Raw genomic sequence first — 20,859 nt, forward strand, 5'->3', positions numbered from 1 at the left:
TTATTTCCAATGATTCCACCTATGATTAAGCACCTAGTTTGTAGTTTTTTGTGTATTTCGCTACTTGTAAATACAGCATTTGCTCAAAAAAATCGCTCCAAAAAGATTTTCCATATCGAAGCGAAGTCGGCCCGTTTCAGCGGTGATGGTGTAGGAGGGGAAACCTATTTTTTTAAACCAGCCTTCGAAGTTGGCTTCGGTGTGCAATATCCATTAACATCCCGCGTCAGCTTTAATCCCGAATTAACCTTGTCACAAAAAGGATTTCATGGCAAAACGAATTATTCGGATTCTACGTATACAGAACGAAACATATCCTTAAACTACTTGGATATCAGCCCTAATTTCGAGATTAAATTAGGTTCCGTTTCCGAATATGCGAGTGGGTTTTCCGTGTGGGGTGGTCCATACATGGGAATAGGCCTTTGGGACAACGCTACTTACGATATCCGCTCAGCAAATGTGCTGAAGCCAGGGACCTATGTATTGACTTCTACGACTGGTGAAAGCTTTTCGCGTGATGTTCGCCGACTAGACCTAGGTTTTAAAGTGGGCATCGGTGTTGTTTCCCAAAACTTTGTATCCGTAGGATTAACTTACCAAGCAGGACTAATCAATATAGCGACTGATACAAAATCATTGTATAATCAGTCACTCGGTTTTTACATGCGTGTTTTCTTCGACGAGATTCTCTAAGCCTAACGATTAAAAAGTAGTCGTATTCCTTTTTTACTCATATCAAATCGGCCATTTGCATAGGCCAAATGTCCTGAGACAAACGTGTGTGTAATGCTCGCTGGGAATTTATGTCCTTCTAAGGGTGACCAGGCACATTGATAATGTAGTGATGATTTTGTCACTTCGTGCGATTGCTGTAAATCAACAATTGCCAAATCTGCCCAATAACCCTCTCTGATATATCCGCGATCTTGAATTTGGAAACATTCAGCCAAATTATGCGCTATTTTTTCTGCAATTTGAGGAAGGCTTAATACACCTTCTTGGCTCATTTCTAATAACATCAATAAGGGGTGCTGAACCAAGGGTAGGCCAGAAGGTGATTTCCAATAACCTTGTTGTTTCTCCTCCCACGTGTGTGGAGCGTGATCTGTGGCAATGACATCAATAGCTCCTGTTTGAAGTGCTTGTCTGATCGCTGCACGATGTCTTCCATCTTTGATGGCAGGATTACATTTGATTTGATTTCCTAAAGTTTCATAGCTTGCGGCATCAAACCACAAGTGATGAACACAGGCCTCAGCTGTAATTCGTTTGTCTTTCACAGGCTTACCTGTTTCGAATAAGGCTAGTTCTTCCTCTGTACTAATATGTAAAATGTGCAAACGGGTATTGGACTTTTTCGCCAAATCTACCGCCATCGATGAAGATAAATAACAAGCCTCTTCATTACGAATCAAGGGATGAATAAAGGCCGGTGCATCTTCCGTTGGGTATTTTTCTCTGAATAATTCCAGACGCGCACGCACTGTTGCCTCATCTTCGCAATGCGTCGCAATCAATAATTCGCTGGAATTGAAAAGTGTTTCTAGGGTTTTGGTATTATCCACTAGCATATTTCCTGTGCTAGATCCCATGAATATCTTGATCCCACAAACATTGTTTTTGTTCGTCTTTAATACTTCTTCCAAATTGTCATTGGCAGCCCCCATAAAGAAAGAGTAGTTGGCCAAAGAGCTCTCATGTGCGATGTGGTATTTGTCCGAAAGTAATTCTTGCGTCAGTGCATTCGGAACGGTGTTCGGCATCTCCATAAAACTCGTTACACCCCCGGCTACTGCCGCGCGTGCTTCGCTAGCAATGGTTGCCTTGTGTGTCAAACCGGGTTCTCTAAAGTGGACCTGGTCATCAATCATACCTGGAAAAACATGTTTGCATTCTAAATCAATGATCTGTTCGTTTCCTTCCGGACTTAAGCTCGTTCCGATTTTCTCAATTCGGCCGTTTTTAATGCGAATATCACCTGGCGTGATTTGCCCTTCGTTGACGATTTGACCATTTTTTAATAAGTATGCCGACATATTATTTCTAATTTATTTGTATGATTTTAAACTCTGTCCGACGGTTCTGCTGATGCATTTCCTCTGGGCAATCTACCCCGTCTGAACATTCATTGATTAATTGGCTTTCGCCATAACCTTTCGGTTTGATTCGGTCTTTTGCGATACCGCGTTGTAAGATGTATTTTACAGCTGATTCCGCGCGGCGTTGTGATAACTTCTGATTATATGCAGCCGTTGCACGGGCATCTGTATGGGCACCCAATTCCAAATTCACTTGTGGGTTATCCTGCAAGAAATTGACAATTTTGTCTAATTCAATAGCTGCGTCTGGTCGGATATCTGCTTTGTCTAAATCGTAATAAATGGAATTCAACTGGTAAAATTGACTAATTTCTTTGCCGATTTCCGGTTGGTCCATCACGATTTTAAACGCAAACGTTGTATCCGTGAGTTCCTTTTTTAGCAAAGCCTGTGGGATTTCTCTGCCTTCCAACGAAAAGCTCGAACGAGCCGAAATATATCCGTCTTTTTCAAGTTTGAACTGAACCTCATCGCCCGAGTTTAAATTGATTGGTTCTATTTTCCCCAGTTTATCCGTAGTAAAAACTTCGCTAGATTCCCCATTTCTTCTTGCACTTACCTGAACCCCCGGAATCGTCTTGCCATCCGGTTGAACGACTTGTACGGCTAACGCATAATTGACCGTTTTTAATGCTTGTGGCACTTGCGTTGACGTGGTATCATTTGACCACCAATGTTCTTCGCTTCCGCTGGACTTAAAGAAATAAATGTCGTCATCTCCTTTGCCGCCGGGACGGTTGGAACTGATATAGCCCGAAAGCGGGTCGGATAAATTAATCGCAAAATCATCGCCAATCGAATTCAACGGGACGCCTAAATGCTCGACACTGATTTCGTTTTCGTTTCGACTTGCTACGTATAGGTCTAATCCCCCGATGCTCGGATGTCCATCTGATGAAAAGTACAGTTTTCCATTTTCACTTACATAAGGGAAAATTTCATCCCCAGGGGTGTTGATGATGGACCCTAAGTTTATAGGTCTTCCAAAACGTCCTGAATTGTCAACGGGTACGCGATATAGATCCAGGCCTCCTTTGCCACCTCTTCGATTTGAGCTGAAGTAGAGCGTTCGGTCATCAAATGAAAAACAGGGGCTTCCGTCCCAAGCGATCGAATCAGATATGGCTAGGCGTTCTGGTTCCGACCAATCATTTCCATTTTTTTTCGAAATGTATAAATCTACATCCGGCGAAGGATCCTTGCTTTTGCCGGTATTGCCGCGTGCAAAAACAACCGTTGTTCCATCGTGTGAAAATGCGGGAGTTCCGTCATTGGCATTCTCCTTGTAGAGCTGAGTGCTGAATAAATGTGGCGTGGTGATTTCGTTTTCTTTCAGCAATGGAGCACTATAAAGTCCCAAAAATGGAAGTCCATTGTTTTTGTAAATTAAGGGTTTGCTTGAACTGGTAAAGAGTAATTCATTTCCAATTTTTTGCGCGGCAAATTCCGTTTTAGGGGTATTCCCCATTAATGGAAAGAGTGTAACAGGGCTTTGTTTTTGAACAAGCGATGGGATTTTATCCAAATTCTCTAATTCAATTTCGGCCTTAATTTGGTAGAAACGATTCGGCTTACTTTGAAGGAATTTAGTTAAAGCGGTTTTGCACAAGGTATAATCGCCAAGTGATTTTGCTGCTAAGGCAATGTGATAATTGACTAAAATATCGTCGATTCCTTTTGATTGGGCTTTTTGGTAATAGGGGAGTGATAGTCCAATCCGATTAGATAGTCGGTAAGATTCCGCCACATAATAGGCGCTTTTATCTCCTTCGATACCTTGATCGGCCAAAGGCTTCAGTGCTTGAATGGCCCATTCGTATTCGCCTCGTTCAAAATATTTCAAGCCTTTTTTGCTTGTTTGACGCGTAGGATTACAGCCAAATATCGTTATGAGAACGATAAAAAAAGCGAGTAAACGGACGGATTGACTGGATTTTGCTAGCATGGCCCTTAAAGATCTTTCAAATGTAATAAGCTATGCTCGTTTTTTTGATGTACCTTTGCATAAATTATCAATCAGTCAAGGAAATAAATCCTTGTCAAATCCAGCAGTGATGTTGCATATTTTATGAGAAAAAGAATTCAGAAAGACGACAATCGTCGTTCAGATGCGCCACGTAGTAATTCAGGTGGTCGCTCAACAGCAAGAAATTTTAGTGATCGTTCTTCAGGGCCTAATCGGGCGTCTGCAGGAGACCGTAAACCTTTTGAAGGCGGAGATCGTCCATATACACCACGTGCTCTGCGCGAAGGTGGTGAACGTCGGCCTTTCAACCGTGAAGGATCTAGCGATCGTCCATATACACCGCGCGCACCGCGTGAGGGTGGTGAGCGTCGGCCTTTCAACCGTGAAGGATCTAGCGATCGTCCATATACACCGCGCGCACCGCGTGAGGGTGGTGAACGTCGTCCTTTTAACCGTGAGGGATCTAGCGATCGTCCTTATACGCCTCGTGCACCTCGTGAAGAGGGGGAGCGTCGCCCTTACAACCGTGAAGGATCTAGCGACCGTCCATATACTCCTCGTGCACCTCGTGAGGAGGGTGAGCGTCGCCCTTACAACCGTGAGGGATCTAGAGATCGTCCATATACTCCGCGTGCACCTCGTGAAGGTGGTGAGCGTCGCCCTTACAATCGTGAAGGATCTAGCGATCGTCCTTATACGCCACGTGCACCTCGTGAGGATGGAGAGCGTCGTCCATTCAATCGTGAAGGATCGAGTGATCGTCCGTATACACCACGAGCTCCTCGTGAAGAGGGTGAAGCTCCTCGTGCACCATTTAGAAGAACGGGAGGTGATTTTTCACCACGTCCAGCACGCGATGAGGCTCCACGTAATATTGAAGCACGTGAGGAACGTAAATTTACTCCGCGTGAAGATGATCGCGGGCGTCCAGCCAAGTTTTCGAAACGTGATACATTCAAATCGCGTAATCGCCATGATCAGGCACCTGCCTTTTCTCCGGCCTATAAATTAGACCGTTATAAAGAAACGGCTCCTGCCAAAATTCAAAAGAGAATTGCACAGACAGAACGTCGTGGCGATGATGTTCGTTTAAATCGTTTCATCGCGAATGCGGGCATTTGCTCTCGTCGGGACGCGGATAAGTTGATCGAAGCAGGTGAAATTAAAGTAAACAATAAAGTTGTAACGGAAATGGGTTACCAAGTGGGCCCAACGGATGTCGTGAAATACGGGAACCGTCGTTTGAATCGCGAGAAGCCTGCATATGTTTTATTGAATAAGCCTAAAGATTTCTTAACAACAACGGAAGATCCTCAAGATCGTAAAACGGTTATGGAATTAGTGAAAAATGCGGGTGAATCACGTATTTATCCCGTTGGACGTTTGGACAGAAATACGACAGGCTTAATTTTATTAACAAACGATGGCGAATTAGCCGATAAATTGACGCACCCATCGAATGAGATTGAGAAAATCTACCAAGCGGAATTGGATAAGCCATTGACCGACGAGGATTTTGAAAAAATCGTTGCGGGCTTAAAGTTGGAAGATGGTGAAATTAAAGTCGATGATTTGGCCAAAGTTACGCCAGACGGTTATGTAATTGGGGTGAAAATTCACTCAGGTAAGAACCGTATCGTTCGTCGTATTTTTGAACATTTGGGATACGAAGTAACGAAACTAGACCGGACAACCTTTGCGGGATTGACTAAAAAAGATTTGCCACGTGGCAGCTGGCGTTACTTAACAGAGCGCGAGTTAGTGAAGTTGAAATACTTGCTATAGTTTTTAGCAAAAGAAAAGGCCCAGTGAAAACTGGGCCTTTTTTATGTTCAGAGCGGAATCGCTTAGATGTTCATCAACGATTCACGACGTCTCATTTTTCCTGCTGGAATACCAAACATCATTTTGAAACGACGACAGAAATAAGCAGTGTCTTTATAGCCAACTTCTGAACCAATCGCGCGGATTGATTTTTTGGTTGTACGTAATAAACCTACAGCCGCTTCCATACGTTGGTATTCGATGTAATCTTGTGGATTAATTCCAGTCAACATTTTGAAATATTGACCTACATAATCTTCAGATACATTGGCAACGTTAGCAAGAACCTTATTAGATAAATCGCCACCGATATGGTCTTTGATGTAAGCAAAAATGTCGATTAAGCGAGGGTCTTTGAAATACGTACTGTTTGTTGCTAATTGCTCAACGAATAAACGGTTTTGGATGATGTAACGAATGACTTCAATGACAATTTCTTCCGTTTTAATCTTAATGATACGACCTTTGCCGATTTCTTCCGACATGTCTTCTAATAAGATTTCTTTGATCGTTTGAGCGAGCTTTTCGTCCTTTTTAATTAAGAAAGGAGGGATATCTAAGGAAGTGAAGAAATTCACAGAATCGAATACTTTGGCTTCGAAAGCCACCATACCAAATGAATTGTCATGCGCTCCGATGTTCTGTGGCTCCATATTCAAGTCGAAGTACAATTCGCGGTGCGTCATGAACTCTTCATTGTTGACAGCTTTAGGTTTCTCAGCGTTTCCGTAGGTTACGCTCACCATTTTTCCGCCTGGGATGAATAGCATATCGCCTTCTTCTACTGGAGTGTCTTCTTCACCAAATGAAACTTCGCCTTTGTACAATATCAAGAGCGAGTTTTCCACATCGTAATAATTCTTAATACGAATAGGTTGTAATATTCTTATGTTTCGTGCTTTGATGAATTTGACCCCAAGGGACTCAATGATCTTGTTGTAATCTTCCATTTTATTGCTGATTATCCACCGACAAACACGGTTTTAACTTTTAAATTTGGACAAAACTAATAAATCAGATAATAATTCCAAATTTTTTTATGTTAATTTTTGTCCATTTGCTGAAATGTGTCGACCACTATTAATTGTAATATACCTATAAATCCCGCTGGCGGGGTGGGAGCGGTTTGAATTTCTGTGCTAATCTGTTTTTTATAATTATTTTTAGGGTGACTCAAAATTTGAAATAAAATCAATCAATAGGTCATTTTTTATCTGTAAATTTGTTTTCTAGAGCGTGTATAGCTTTATTATTTCCCCTATTTGAAACACCATGGGACTATTTAATTTCCTGACCAAGGACATCGCCATTGATTTAGGTACAGCGAATACCTTAATTATCCACAAAAATCAAGTTGTTGTCGACGAGCCGTCGATTATTGCTTTAGACCGGACCACAAATAAAGTGTTAGCCGTAGGTCGACAAGCCATGATGATGCATGAGAAGACAAATGATAATATCAAAACGATTCGTCCATTGAAAGATGGCGTAATCGCCGACTTTACTGCAGCGGAATTGATGTTGCGTGGGTTAATTAAAATGTTGGATCGTGGAAATTCATTTTTCTCACCTGCACTTCGCATGGTGATTTGTATCCCATCAGGTATTACGGAGGTAGAGAAACGTGCGGTTAAGGATTCAGCGGAGCACGCAGGTGCTCGTGAAGTTTACATGGTGCATGAGCCTATCGCTGCTGCAATTGGTATTGGAATAGACATCGAACAACCTAATGGTTCATTGGTTGTTGATATCGGAGGAGGAACAACCGAAGTTGCCATCATCTCTTTGAGTGGTATCGTTGTTGAAAACTCGATTCGTGTTGCGGGTGATGAGTTTACTCGTGACATTAAGGATTATTTATTACGCGAACACAAATTGGTGATCGGTGAGCGCTCTGCAGAGCAAATTAAAATACAAGTTGGTGCAGCTTTGCCAGAATTAGAAAATCCCCCTGCGGATTTCGAAATTCGTGGTCGCGATCAAATGACGGGTATCCCGAAAGAAATTTTGATCAATTATTCTGAAATCGCATACGCTTTGGATTCGTCTATTACGAAAATTGAGGTTGCGATTATGGAAACCTTGCAACGGGCTCCAGCGGAACTTTCAGGTGACATTTTCCACAACGGTATTCATTTAGCCGGTGGTGGTGCGATGCTACATGGTTTAGATAAACGTATCGAAAAGAAAACGCAATTAAAAGTTCACGTGGCTGACGATCCATTGAAGGCTGTTGTTCGCGGCACAGGCGAAATCTTGAAAAATCTTGAGAAGTACAAGCCTGTTTTAATTACCTAGTTTTCAATCGCGATAAGCCATGATTCAATTGTTCCAATTTTTAGCGCGCCAAAGGGTAATCCTTTTGCTTTTGTTGCTGGAATTGGTCAATGTTTGGGCAGTATTCAAATACAATGCTTATCAGCATACACTTTATTTTAATACCACAAATCAGTGGGCGGCTTCCATTCTATCTACGACTCAGGAGGTAAAAACCTATCACCAACTGCGTATTGTGAATGGTACGTTGGCGCGTGAGAATGCCCAATTGCGGACGGAATTGTTGCGCTTAAAAAGCCAACAACAGCCTTTAACCAAACTTCCCTATTATGTGAGCGAAGCGATGTTAAATCGCTATCAAGCTGTGGCCAGTAAGGTGATCGACCAGTCGACAAGCATGTCCCAAAATTATTTAACCTTAGATAAGGGAAGAAAAGACGGTATACAGCCAGGCATGGCCGTTATTTCTTCTACAGGTGTTGTTGGGAAAGTGATGTCATGTACCGATAATTTATCCTTGGTCGTGTCCGTTTTACACACGAGCAATTCTGTTTCTGCAAAATTGAAGCGCAGTGGGGAATTAGGTTATATCAAATGGCCGGGTTACCAAAGTGAGGTAGCTGATATGATGGATGTATCCAAATATAAGAAGGTTGTTAAAGGAGATACCGTTGTGACTTCTGACTACAATGCCGTGTTTCCGCCCAACATTCCCATTGGTATCGTCGCGAAAGTAGGTCTCGAAAAGGATGATACGTTTCATGACATTAAAGTTATGTTGTTCACGCAGTTCGCTACCTTGCAATACGTCTATGTTATCAAGAATCGTTTAGCAGGCCAACAAGCTCAATTAGAAACGACTAAACCGAAAGCAGAATAAAATGAACTTCACATTTAATTTTAAATGGTTTTTCTCAGTCGTTTTTGCCATCGCGATTCAGGTATTGTTTTTGCGTGATATCGCCATTGCAAACGTGGCTTTTTGCTTTATATATACGTGGTTTCTTGTCAAAGCTCCGATGCAAGTAAACCCATTGTTATTGCTTTTCGGGGCTATGGCGGTAGGCTGGGTAATTGATGTCTTTTATAACACTCATGGGATGCATGCCTTTTCCTGTGTTCTAGTGGCCTGGTTACGACCTGTATATTTCCGAATTCTAACACCGGCGAACGGTTACGATGAGCGTTCTAGCATTTCATTAGCTGAAATGAAGTGGCTTTGGTTCTTCCCGTATTTATTTCTGATGCTGATGTCGCACCATTTGCTTCTCTTTATTTTAGAGGCCGGCGACTGGTCCTTATTGGGCTTTAGCGTCTTGAAAGCACTTTCTTCGACGCTACTAGGGATGGCCGTTTTTGGAATTTTGGAATTTTTCAACCGACCTGAATAGGTCTTTTTGGCAGATTATTTTTTGGTCTAAAATTTGCAGGCATGTCTACGCACATGTCATATTCCATGTGCAAATTGCCTACCCATGGAAACACCTACACAATCGGTTTCGATGCCTCGATCCAATGCACAAGTGCTATTTGAGAAAGAGTTTATGCCGCATCTTGATGCGATGTACAACTTTGCTCTACGCTTAACCAATGATGAGGATGATGCACAAGATCTTGTACAAGATACCTGCATGAAAGCGTTTCGTTTCATCGATTCCTTCGAGCCTGGTACCTATGCCAAAGCTTGGTTATTCCGAATTCTTAAAAATAATTTCATCAATGATTACCGAAAAAAATCCCGTGGCCCCGCGAAAGTGGAGTTTGAATGGGTTGAGCAATCCTTTTCGGGTGATGAAGATCAAGAGCCTGCGTCACATGCCGACCTGCATGCAGAGACTGTCAATGAGATGTTGGGGGATGAGATCACTGCCGCCATACAAGCGTTGCCTGTCGACTTTCGAATGATTATCATACTCTGTGATTTAGAAGAATTTAGTTACGAGGAAATGGCCCGTATTTTGGATATACCCATTGGGACTGTTCGTTCACGTCTGCATCGTGCGCGTGCTATCTTGAAAGATAGTTTGGCCGCCTATGCTAAAAGTAAAGGCTACCACTGACAATGTGTCACTCCTTCAAAATGAACTTTATTCCCCGTCCCCGTTGTTAAAAAATTAGTGCATTAAGCATGTAAACTCATGAAAAAGACTTGTACCCATCAGCCCGATTGTTTAAAGTTAATTCAGCGTATCATCGATCGCGAGGCAACTCCTGAAGAAGAGGCAGCTTTTCTTGCTAATAAAGAACAATGTTTGCCATGCCAAGAAGGGTATGAACTTGAGCAATCGTTGCGAAAAGCTATTAAATCGAACTGTTCAAGTAAATGTCCGGAAACGCTTTTCGCTCGGATTAAAGCAAAACTTTTCGTCGTTTTAATCCTTATTTCCATACTTATTCCGTTATTTTGCTAGCTAATTAAATCAAGCAGCACTTGGAAGGTAAACTCATTATTTTTTCTGCTCCATCCGGATCCGGTAAAACAACCATTGTAAAAGAATTATTAGCGAATAACCCGAATTTGGGTTTTTCTATTTCAGCTTGCACGCGTGATAAACGTGGTCGCGCAGAAGCGAACGGTCAAGATTATTATTTCATGACGCCCGATGAATTCCGTGCTAAAATTGATGAAGATGCGTTTGTCGAGTGGGAGGAAGTTTACCCAGGCGCCTATTATGGTACATTGAAGTCTGAAATTGAGCGTATCTGGGCATCAGGAAAACATGTCATTTTTGATGTGGATGTGAAAGGCGGTCTTGCGTTGAAAAACTATTATAAGGAGCGCGCATTAGCCATTTTTGTGAAAGTCCCTACGCTTGAAATGCTCGAAGAGCGTTTACGTTCTCGTGGTACCGAAACGGAAGAATCACTTTCCAAGCGAATTTTTAAAATGAAATTTGAATGGGCATTTCAAGACAAATTTGATGTGATTCTCGTGAACGACAAATTGGAGGACGCTGTCAAAGAAGCACAAAGTTTATTTGATAATTTTACGCGATAAGATGAAGATTGGCCTATTTTTTGGATCGTTTAATCCCATTCATCATGGCCACCTCATTATTGCTCAAGCCGTATTAAATCAAACGGACGTAGATCAAATCTGGTTTGTTGTTTCTCCTCAAAATCCGCATAAACACAGCAAAACGCTTTTGCACGAATTCGATCGACTGGATTTAGTTGACCGTGCCATTGCAGATAATTATCATTTTAAGAGCTCGGATATCGAGTTTCACTTAAGTAAACCTTCCTATACGATTCATACACTGACGCATTTGTCGGAGAAATTCCCCAACGATTCTTTTCGGTTAATTTTGGGTGGTGATAACCTCGAACAATTCAAAAGTTGGAAGAATTACGATAAGATACTTGATTATTTTGGCCTCTATGTTTATCCGCGCGGAGAGCAAAAACAGAGTGATTTGTGGCAGCACCCACAGGTTACGCGCATTGAGGCACCATTATTGCAAATTTCGGCAACGTATATTCGTCAATGCATACAACAAGGTCAGTCGATAAAATATCTAGTTCCTGATACTGTAGAAGAATTAATCCAATCAAAAAAATTCTACATTTAGGCCTTTTCGCCTAACATGTGTTTTCATTTTTTAGTCCTTTCCCTTTTCTGCGAATTTTAGGCCTATGGATCATCGGCTTTTTGATTGGTCCTTACGGATTGTTGGCATTTGCTTTGAGCTTAATGCTTATTTTTCGCCAGTGGAGAATCGTAGGCCTTATTTTTATCATGGGCTTATCCTATGTTCGATTTGCTCAAATAGCAAATGAATGGACAATTGTTCCGAGTCACGATGCCTTTGTATTTCAAGTTGACCAAGACCCAGTTGAAGGTGCTAAATCTTTGAAGATTCGTGCTAAAGTAATTGCTGTTCGTCAGAAAAATCGATGGATTCAAGTTCACGCCGTTGCCATCTTATATGTACCGCTTAAGGGGATCTCACCTCGGAGTGGCCAAGTTTATCAAGTTTATGGAAGCTTAAAACCCATACGTGATGCTTTGTTGCCTGGAGCATTTGATTGGAAGTCTTATTATGCCCGACAAGGAATATATGCCTCAATTTTTGTCGCATCGAAAAGTATGAGCTTATTGAGAGATGCAAAAACGCAGCCCCATTTTATCGATAAGCTTAGAAATCAGGCTGTATTTTATTTACATCAAGCATTGCCGATAGGGGTTCATCGCAATGTTGCTGAAGCAATGTTTTTGGGAATTGGTGGTACGATCGATTTTGAAACACGTCAGTCTTATGCGGCATTAGGAGCCATTCATATTTTGTCGGTGTCCGGCATGCACGTTGGCTTACTTTATATGGGTTTGCAGTTCTTATTTGGGTTCTTAAAGCGTTTTAGGACGGTTGGCCTACAAGTATATTTTGCCTTAATCATGCTGGTCTTGTGGACTTATGCCGCGATGTCTGGATTTTCTGCGCCCGTATTGCGTTCGGCTTGGATGTTCTCGGTATTGCTCTTTGCGCAGGTGTTCCGCTTGCGATCGCATCCGTTGAATATTTGGGCTTTTTCGTGTTTTGTTTTACTTGTAATTCAGCCGAATGAATTGTTTCAAGTGGGCTTCCAACTGTCTTATGCTGCTGTGCTCGGGCTTATTTTATTTCAAAATAAACTCGTTCAATTATGGAAGCCAAAAACTTGGATAGCCCAACAAACATGGGAGTTGACCTGTGTCGCCATCAGTGCCCAAATTTTTACCTGGCCCTTGATTATCTTTTACTTTCATCAATTCCCCAATCCTTTTTATTTCTTTTTGCTCAACCCTGCTTTGGTTTTGCTTTCGACTTGCACTTTGGGTATTGGCTTTTTATATCTGATTTTAGCCCCAATCATTAGTTATATGCCTATTGTTTTTTCTGCGTTTGGACATTTGTTTTTATTCAGTTTTGAGCTTTTACATGGTCTTATGTTTTATACCACAGGGCGCTTTCAGACGGTGATTTCCTTTGTCCGAATGAATGGATTTGAATTAGGAGCCTATTATTTGGGTATCGCCTTGGTGTGGTATTGGCGGGCAATGCGTAGGGTGTGGGGGCTCTACCTTGGAATAGGCCTCTTGAGCTTTATTATGATTTATCGTTTGATGGAGCCCTGGCAGGATGAAGCCTATTTAACGGTGGCGGAAAAGCAGTTGGTATTTCTAAGAACCAAAGGGATATATGGGCAAAGCTATGGCGCAGTGAGTGAGGCATGGTTACAAGCAAATGCCAGTCCTTGGTGGGCAAGGAATCAAGGGGTAGACACCTCGACTCATAAATGGCCACAAGGTAGTTTTCAGTGGATATATCAGGGGAATGAATTTGTCTATCTGACGAAACCGAGTGTCCAACGAAATCCACACAATAGCCATCTGATTCTAGCCGCAGATTTAGATTTGAGAGATCCTCGATTTTTGACTACGTGGCGGAGGTCAACTTGGTATTTTATACGTAAGCCGAGTGCGTATCGATTGAGTAAACTCAAGACTTTTTGGCCTAAAAAAGTATATTATTTAGCAGAGCAAGCTGCCGTTCATTTGCCATAAAAAAAGGCTGCCCGTTTAGGCAGCCTTCTAGAATTAGCTTGGTTTCTTCTCGTTACGCTTACGCTCGTTTGGATCTAGCCAAATTTTACGCATACGCAATGATTTTGGAGTGATTTCTAAGTATTCATCCTTTTGGATAAATTCCATACACTCTTCTAATGAGAAGTTTAATTTCGGAGCAATTTTGGTATTTGAATCCGTACCTGACGCACGCATATTCGTTAATTGCTTCGCAGCTTGAAGGTTTACTTCGATGTCGTTTTGGCGATTGTGCTCACCTACAACCATCCCTGTGTAAACCTCTTCACCTGGATCGATGAAAAACACCCCTCTATCTTGTAATTTATCAATTGCATAAGGAATTGCAGGACCTGTGTTCATTGAGATCAATGACCCGTTGATACGACCTGGAATAGCTCCTTTGAACTCTTCGTAAGCAATAAAACGGTGTGCCATAATCGCCTCACCAAATGTAGCTGTTAAAACTTTCGAACGTAAACCAATCAATCCACGAGATGGAATGTTGAATTCTAAGTGTTGCAAGTCACCTTTCGGTTCCATGATCAATAATTCACCTTTACCTTGTGTTGCTAATTCAATTACTTTACCAGCAACTTCAGCAGGAACGTCTACAACTAAAGATTCAATTGGCTCTAAACGCTCGCCGTTTGGACCTTCTTTAAAGATTACTTGAGGCTGACCTACTTGTAATTCGTATCCTTCGCGACGCATAGTCTCGATTAATACCGACAAGTGAAGAATACCACGTCCAAATACTAAGAATTTATCTTCGCTTTCTGTTGTAACAACTTTCAAGGCTAAGTTTTTCTCTGTCTCTTTGAATAGACGCTCACGGATGTGACGAGATGTTACTAATTTACCTTCTTTACCAAAGAATGGAGAGTTGTTGATTGTGAACAACATATTCATCGTAGGCTCATCGATTGCGATACGCTCCAATGCTTCTGGATTCTCAGCATCTGCGATTGTATCACCGATTTCGAAATCTTCGATACCTGTTACTGCACAAATCTCACCACACTCTACTTTGTCAACTTTTACTTTACCAAGACCCTCAAATACTTGAAGTTCTTTGATGCGCATTTTCTTGGTTGTGCCATCTGCTTTACACAATGAAATTTGCATTCCTTCTGTCAAAGTTCCACGCTCTAAACGTCCGATCGCGATACGACCTACGAATGAAGAGTAGTCCAATGACGTAATCTGCATTTGTGGCGTTCCTTCTTGAACTTTAGAAGCTGGGATGTGCTCGATGATTGCATCCAACAATGGGATGATGTTGTCGGTTGGTTTTTTCCAATCGTCACTCATCCATCCTTGTTTCGATGAACCGTAAACACATGGAAAATCTAATTGATCTTCCGTTGCATCTAAGTTGAACATCAAATCAAATACACTTTCGTGTACCTCATCTGGACGACAGTTTTCTTTATCTACCTTATTAACAACCACGATAGGCTTCAATCCTAGAGCGATGGCTTTTGATAATACGAAACGTGTTTGTGGCATCGGACCTTCAAAGGCGTCAACCAATAAAATAACACCATCCGCCATACGAAGTACGCGTTCCACCTCTCCGCCAAAGTCGGCGTGACCTGGTGTGTCAATGATATTGATTTTTACTCCATTATAACGAACCGATACGTTTTTAGAAACAATCGTAATACCGCGTTCACGTTCTAAGTCGTTATTATCTAGGATCAAATCTCCAAATTCCTGGTTCTCACGGAAGATTTTAGAGGCATGAATAATTTTGTCCACAAGAGTCGTTTTACCGTGGTCAACGTGGGCAATGATGGCAATGTTACGAATGCTTTGCATAAAAATGTAGGCGTTGAATGAATTAAAATTCTCCCAAGTCGGGGAATTTAAGGTGCAAAGGTACGGATAATTTCTTTGAAAAGTGCTAATTGATTAAAAATCAGCTGTGGGGAATTTATTCTGTCAGGGCTCTTGATGCCTTAGCCTTCGCTTTTTGGCCTAATTGCTCAGCTATTTTTTGTGCAATTCCGACCGAATCAATCCCACAAAGTGCATATAATTCACTTTGTTCGCCATGTTCCACAATGTGGTCTGGGATTCCCAAACGAATCATGTTGGCCTGATATTGATGATCCACCATGAATTCCGCAATGGCAGAACCGAATCCTCCAACAATCGAGGCGTCTTCTACTGTTAAGATGGTATTAAATTTAGCGACGATTTCATGTAAAAGCTTTTCATCTAGCGGTTTTGCGAAGCGCATGTCATATAAAGCTGCTTGAATTCCTTGACTTGCTAATAATTCAACTGCCTTGATCGCTTCGTTCCCAATATGACCTAAACTCAAAATGGCCACATCTTTCCCGCTGTTGATTTGAAGGCCTGTCCCAATTTCAATTTCTTCAAAATTTGTACGCCAAGCGGGCATGACCCCTTGACCTCTTGGATATCGAATGCTGATCGCTTCACCGCGTTCTTTGAATGTATCCAAAGATGCTGTATACATGATGTTTCTTAATTCTTGCTCGTTGCGTGGAGCTGCCACAATCATATTGGGAACGCAACGCATCATCGCAATGTCCAAATTTCCATGGTGCGTGGGACCGTCTGCTCCCGCCAACCCCGCACGGTCTAGGCAGAAAATCACCGGTAACTTTTGCAAACACACATCATGTACAACTTGGTCGTAGCCCCTTTGCATAAAGGAACTGTATATATTACAGAAAACGGTCAATCCTTGCGTAGCTAATCCCGCCGAAAATGTAACGGCATGTTGTTCCGCAATTCCCACATCAAATGCACGGTCCGGCATCGCCGCCATCATGATATTTAACGAGGAGCCCGATGGCATCGCAGGGGTAATTCCCATGATTTTGGGGTTCTTTTCTGCGAGCTCAACTAATGTGTGTCCAAAAACCTCCTGGTATTTAGGTGCTTGTGGATTGTCGTAGGTCTTTTTTTCGATTTCCCCCGTTAGCTTATCGAATTTACCTGGCGCATGCCAAAGTGTTTGATCTTTTTCGGCTAATGAATATCCTTTGCCCTTGGTTGTGACGCAATGCAAAATTTTAGGGCCGGGAATATCTTTTAAATCACGCAAAACAGTGGCTAGGTATTCCACATCATGTCCATCAATCGGGCCAAAATATCGCAAATTGAATGACTCAAATAAATTGCTTTGTTTCAACAAAGTGGCTTTCAGGCCATTCTCGATTTTGGAGACAATTTCTTGTGCCGATTTCCCAAAGCGGGACATTTTACCTAATAAATTCCAAACATCATCCTTTACCTTGTTGTAAGTATGGGATGTCGTGATGTCGGTTAAATATTCTTTCAAAGCACCTACATTGGGATCAATCGCCATGCAATTATCATTCAAAATGATAATCATGTTGTTTGGGATATCTCCCGCATGATTCATGGCTTCGAAAGCCATACCCGCCGTCATGGAACCATCACCTATGACCGCAATGTGCTGACGATCAAATTCTTTTTTATAGCGTGATGCAACAGCCATCCCTAAAGCAGCTGAAATGGATGTGGATGAATGTCCTACACCAAATGCATCATATTCACTTTCTGATCTTTTGGGGAATCCGCTGATACCGCCCAACAAACGATTCGTGTGAAAAACCTCCTGTCTACCAGTTAATATTTTATGTCCATAAGCCTGATGTCCTACATCCCAGACTAATTGGTCATAAGGTGTATTAAAAACATAATGTAAGGCTACGGTTAATTCGGTCACTCCAAGTGAAGCGCCAAAGTGTCCGCCATTGACCGAGACATGGTCGATGATGAATTGACGCAATTCCTCGCAAACAGCTGGAAGCTGATTGGCTTGTAACTTACGCAGATCGGCAGGTGCCTGAATCTTGCTTAGTAAGGGGCCGGCAGGGAATTGAGTTGACACAAATAATTTATTCAAGTGAAAGAAAAACTCTACAAAGGTAAAAATGTTTTTGACGCTTACTCATTTTTTTGACTTGCCTTGAACAATCTTCTTTTTTCGGTTTTGCTTAGGCTGTCGTAGCCCGACTTCGATATTTTGTCTAAAATCTGATTCAGTTCTTCTTCATCTATGTTTTCGGCTTGTTTTCTTGGCTTTTTTTCACGCGTTAAATCGGCATAAATGAATGGGCTATCTTTTTTTCTAAATCTTTCCCAACGAATCGGATGTTCGTGGAGATAACCCATGAAAAAGCCAACCATTGCACCACCTAAATGGGCAATTTGACCCCCCGCATTTGTTCCCACCGTCTCCAAAAGCGACCAAATTAAATAAAAGCCCGCGATGTATTTGATGCGAACGGGACCAATTAAAAGTAGATGGACCTCGAAATTCGGTCGGAGGGTGGCAGCAGCCAAAACAATAGCAAAAACCCCTCCTGAAGCACCCAATAAATAACTCCCATTTTGGCGCTCAAAAAAAGGAATGAAATTATAGGCTAACAAAAAAGCGATTGCCCCCATGATGCCACCCAAGAAAAAGGTTTGCACACTTTTATTATTCCCGATGACCTCTTGTAGAATTTTCCCGAACCAATAAAGGAACATCATGTTGAAGGCCAAATGGAAAATTTCAACATGCACAAAAAAGTAACTGATGAACCGCCAGGGATGCAAGAGGTTTGATTGGAAGTCAGCGGATAATGTCAATTGCTCCAAAAGCAACTCATAAACATACGCTTTGCCGCTGATAATCATCACAATGCGGAACAGCATCAATGCAAGAAATAGCAAACAATTTACCGCAATGATTTTCAACAATCCTTCACCGGGTTGCTGCAATATGCGTATTAAATCATTCCAAAATCCGCGCATATCAATAGAAATGATTGCGTTTGGTCTTCCAAACCATCAATAGGATAACAGCAAAAATCATCCCGCCAATGTGCGCGAAGTGAGCTACATTATCTCCCTGGTATTGTTGAATCCCTTGATACAATTCATAAAGACCATAAAAACTCACAAAGTATTTTGCTTTGATGGGAATAGGGAAGGGGAAAAGGAACATTTCCGAATTAGGGAACAAATATCCGAAGGCCATTAAAATTCCGAAAATTGCACCGGATGCTCCCGCCAATTGGCTTCGATTCACATATTCCGCATAATTTTCTCGCGCCCATTCAATATTCACATTGCCATTGGGCAGGGAAATAACCTGATAGTGCTGTGCATAATCGTAGAGATGCATGGAACTCGGATCGCTTAGGACGATTTCTGTTGCCCGACGAAAATCCGCGAAATCAATAAAATGCTGAATGCCCATGTACAATAAGCCGGCACCTATTCCGCAGAAGAAATAGAAAAATAAAAATCGCTGAGCTCCCCACATCCGTTCTAGCAACGATCCAAACATATACAGTCCGAACATATTACCTAATAAATGCATAAAACTTGCATGGACAAACATGTAACTGACAACTTGGTAAATGTGAAAGTCTTTCGCTTGGAAATAATGGAGACTCAACAAATCCTGTGGTAAAAAGCCACCTAAGACATAAATTGCAATATTTATGAAAATTAAATTTCGAACGGTAGGAGATAGATTTCTAAACATAGTTTTATTCTTCGTAAGCCCAATCAATACGTGTTTTCATGTCCTTTACTAATAGACCCATCGCTTTAAAACTCGCGCGAATTTCGTCCACTTTATCATATTCCCGCTTCTCTTTGAAGGAGGCATATAATGCTAACATTCCGTTAATCAATGCTTCTTGATTCGCCGGAAATTCCTCGCGAAGCCCTAAAACTTGCTCCAGGAAGTTGATGTAATTTGTCTTCATGCGATCAAAAACATCTTGTCCTAACTGCGCAAATGTTAGTTGGCCCGTATGCAACTGATTAATCTTTTTTAATAACGTAAACAAGTGCGAAATTGTTACAGCCGTATTCAAATCATCGTTCATTCCATCATAGCAACCTTGAATGGCTGCGTCGATTTCGCCAACTTGTAATTCGTCGATAGCCAATGCCTCGCCTTCAAATTCCATGCCTTTGATGATGCGTAAGCCATTCGCAATGCGTTTATAGCCTTTTTGGGCTGCTTTTAAGGCTTCGTTCGAGAAGTCCAAAGTACTTCGGTATTGCGATTGCAACATGAAAAAGCGAACGGTCATCGGGCTGTAGGCTTGTTCCAAGAGCGGGTGAGCTCCGGCAATTAATTCACTCGGCAAAAAGGAGTTTCCTAAGGATTTACTCATCTTTTGGCCATTCACAGTCAACATATTGGTGTGCATCCAATAGCGGACAGGCGCGCGTCCATGTGCTGCTTTTGCCTGAGCAATTTCGCATTCATGGTGTGGGAATTTTAAGTCCATGCCACCGCCGTGAATATCAAATGTATCGCCTAAATATTTATGGCTCATGCAGGTACATTCCAAATGCCATCCTGGAAATCCATCTCCCCAAGGGGAAGGCCAGCGCATGATGTGTTCTGGAGATGCTTTTTTCCAAAGCGCAAAATCCAAAGGACTGCGTTTTTCTCCAACACCATCTAAATCGCGGGTTTCGGTCAGTAAGTCGTCTAAAACGCGACCTGATAAATGGCCATAGTCGCCACCTTGTTTGTTGTAAGTTTCAATATCGAAATAGATCGAACCATTCGATTCGTAGGCTAAGCCTTTATCTAATAAGATTTTAGTCGTTTCAATTTGCTCTACGATGTGCCCCGTGGCTGTTGGTTCAATGCTTGGAGGTAACAAATTAAATTGAGTCAACACATCATGAAAGTCGTTCGTATAGCGTTGAACAATTTCCATGGGCTCTAATTTCTCCAATTTGGCCATTTTGCCAATTTTGTCTTCGCCTTCATCCCCATCTCCTACTAAATGGCCAACATCCGTTATGTTTCGTACATAGCGAACCTGGTAACCGATGAATTTCAGATATCGGTGTAAAATGTCAAAGGATGTGAAGGTTCTCAGGTTACCTAGGTGAACGTAATTGTACACGGTAGGTCCACAGACATAGAGTCCAACATGCGGGGCGTTGATGGGAGTAAATACTTCTTTTTCTCGGCTGAGCGTATTGTAGATTTTTAATGGCTGCATGAATCCTAGGTGCTTTTGTAGAGTCCTCAAAAAGGAATTAAAATTACGCTGATTCTTTTAATTCACCAAACATAGCATTTTGACAAT

General features: G+C 41.9%; 18 protein-coding genes. 10 read left to right on the forward strand and 8 right to left on the reverse strand.

Annotated features, from left to right (window positions below):
• Nucleotides 1-21: 21 nt before the first annotated feature.
• Nucleotides 22-696: an outer membrane beta-barrel protein gene (locus SKC38_RS02310; RefSeq protein WP_377974729.1), complete on the forward strand. Its 675-nt coding sequence runs from the start codon at nt 22-24 to the stop codon at nt 694-696.
• Nucleotides 697-698: 2 nt separating this feature from the next.
• Here SKC38_RS02310 and SKC38_RS02315 read toward each other — a convergent pair whose 3' ends face one another.
• Both SKC38_RS02315 and SKC38_RS02320 read right to left on the reverse strand, forming a co-directional pair.
• Entirely contained in the window at nt 699-2,039 is a 1,341-nt protein-coding gene (locus SKC38_RS02315) for a dihydroorotase (RefSeq protein WP_377974731.1), read from the reverse strand.
• A 7-nt stretch (nt 2,040-2,046) separates the two neighbouring features.
• On the reverse strand, nt 2,047-4,047 hold the full coding sequence (locus SKC38_RS02320; RefSeq protein WP_377974732.1) for a CHU_0125 family OmpA-like outer membrane integrity protein: 2,001 nt from the start codon (nt 4,045-4,047) through the stop codon (nt 2,047-2,049).
• Nucleotides 4,048-4,170: 123 nt separating this feature from the next.
• On the opposite strand from SKC38_RS02320, the gene SKC38_RS02325 reads away from it, so the two are divergent.
• Nucleotides 4,171-5,853 (forward strand): pseudouridine synthase, encoded by a 1,683-nt coding sequence (locus SKC38_RS02325; protein WP_377974734.1) that lies wholly within the window; start codon nt 4,171-4,173, stop codon nt 5,851-5,853.
• Between the two features lie 62 nt (nt 5,854-5,915).
• On the opposite strand, the gene SKC38_RS02330 is transcribed toward SKC38_RS02325, so the two are convergent.
• Nucleotides 5,916-6,842 (reverse strand): AraC family transcriptional regulator, encoded by a 927-nt coding sequence (locus SKC38_RS02330; RefSeq protein WP_377974736.1) that lies wholly within the window; start codon nt 6,840-6,842, stop codon nt 5,916-5,918.
• Between the two features lie 322 nt (nt 6,843-7,164).
• Here SKC38_RS02330 and SKC38_RS02335 point away from each other — a divergent pair, with 322 nt between their 5' ends.
• The 8 genes from SKC38_RS02335 (at nt 7,165) to SKC38_RS02370 (ending at nt 13,714) form a co-directional block, all read left to right on the forward strand.
• Nucleotides 7,165-8,190, forward strand: a complete 1,026-nt coding sequence (locus SKC38_RS02335) for a rod shape-determining protein (protein ID WP_377974737.1) — start codon at nt 7,165-7,167, stop codon at nt 8,188-8,190.
• Between the two features lie 19 nt (nt 8,191-8,209).
• Entirely contained in the window at nt 8,210-9,049 is an 840-nt protein-coding gene (mreC, locus tag SKC38_RS02340; protein WP_377974739.1) for a rod shape-determining protein MreC, read from the forward strand.
• Between the two features lies 1 nt (nt 9,050).
• Nucleotides 9,051-9,560 carry a hypothetical protein gene (locus SKC38_RS02345; RefSeq protein WP_377974741.1) on the forward strand — a complete coding sequence of 170 codons (510 nt, stop codon included), beginning with the start codon at nt 9,051-9,053 and terminating at the stop codon, nt 9,558-9,560.
• Nucleotides 9,561-9,644: 84 nt separating this feature from the next.
• Nucleotides 9,645-10,229, forward strand: a complete 585-nt coding sequence (locus tag SKC38_RS02350) for a sigma-70 family RNA polymerase sigma factor (protein ID WP_377974743.1) — start codon at nt 9,645-9,647, stop codon at nt 10,227-10,229.
• Between the two features lie 78 nt (nt 10,230-10,307).
• Nucleotides 10,308-10,580: a hypothetical protein gene (locus SKC38_RS02355; RefSeq protein ID WP_377974745.1), complete on the forward strand. Its 273-nt coding sequence runs from the start codon at nt 10,308-10,310 to the stop codon at nt 10,578-10,580.
• 20 nt (nt 10,581-10,600) lie between these two features.
• Entirely contained in the window at nt 10,601-11,167 is a 567-nt protein-coding gene (gene gmk, locus SKC38_RS02360) for a guanylate kinase (protein ID WP_377974746.1), read from the forward strand.
• Nucleotide 11,168: 1 nt separating this feature from the next.
• The gene (gene nadD / locus SKC38_RS02365) at nt 11,169-11,741 is read left to right on the forward strand and encodes a nicotinate (nicotinamide) nucleotide adenylyltransferase (RefSeq protein WP_377974748.1); all 573 of its coding nucleotides are present in this window, start codon (nt 11,169-11,171) and stop codon (nt 11,739-11,741) included.
• Between the two features lie 17 nt (nt 11,742-11,758).
• Entirely contained in the window at nt 11,759-13,714 is a 1,956-nt protein-coding gene (locus SKC38_RS02370; protein ID WP_377974750.1) for a ComEC/Rec2 family competence protein, read from the forward strand.
• A 33-nt stretch (nt 13,715-13,747) separates the two neighbouring features.
• On the opposite strand, the gene typA is transcribed toward SKC38_RS02370, so the two are convergent.
• From typA to cysS, 5 genes are all read right to left on the reverse strand, one after another.
• Entirely contained in the window at nt 13,748-15,556 is a 1,809-nt protein-coding gene (gene typA, locus SKC38_RS02375; protein ID WP_377974752.1) for a translational GTPase TypA, read from the reverse strand.
• Between the two features lie 115 nt (nt 15,557-15,671).
• Nucleotides 15,672-17,630, reverse strand: a complete 1,959-nt coding sequence (dxs, locus tag SKC38_RS02380) for a 1-deoxy-D-xylulose-5-phosphate synthase (RefSeq protein WP_377974753.1) — start codon at nt 17,628-17,630, stop codon at nt 15,672-15,674.
• Nucleotides 17,631-17,686: 56 nt separating this feature from the next.
• On the reverse strand, nt 17,687-18,541 hold the full coding sequence (locus SKC38_RS02385) for a rhomboid family intramembrane serine protease (RefSeq protein WP_377974755.1): 855 nt from the start codon (nt 18,539-18,541) through the stop codon (nt 17,687-17,689).
• Nucleotide 18,542: 1 nt separating this feature from the next.
• Entirely contained in the window at nt 18,543-19,280 is a 738-nt protein-coding gene (locus SKC38_RS02390; protein WP_377974757.1) for a rhomboid family intramembrane serine protease, read from the reverse strand.
• 4 nt (nt 19,281-19,284) lie between these two features.
• Nucleotides 19,285-20,772, reverse strand: a complete 1,488-nt coding sequence (gene cysS, locus SKC38_RS02395) for a cysteine--tRNA ligase (protein WP_377974759.1) — start codon at nt 20,770-20,772, stop codon at nt 19,285-19,287.
• Nucleotides 20,773-20,859: the final 87 nt, after the last annotated feature.

The sequence above is a fragment of the Aquirufa echingensis genome, from assembly GCF_042714525.1.
GTDB lineage: Bacteria > Bacteroidota > Bacteroidia > Cytophagales > Spirosomataceae > Aquirufa > Aquirufa echingensis.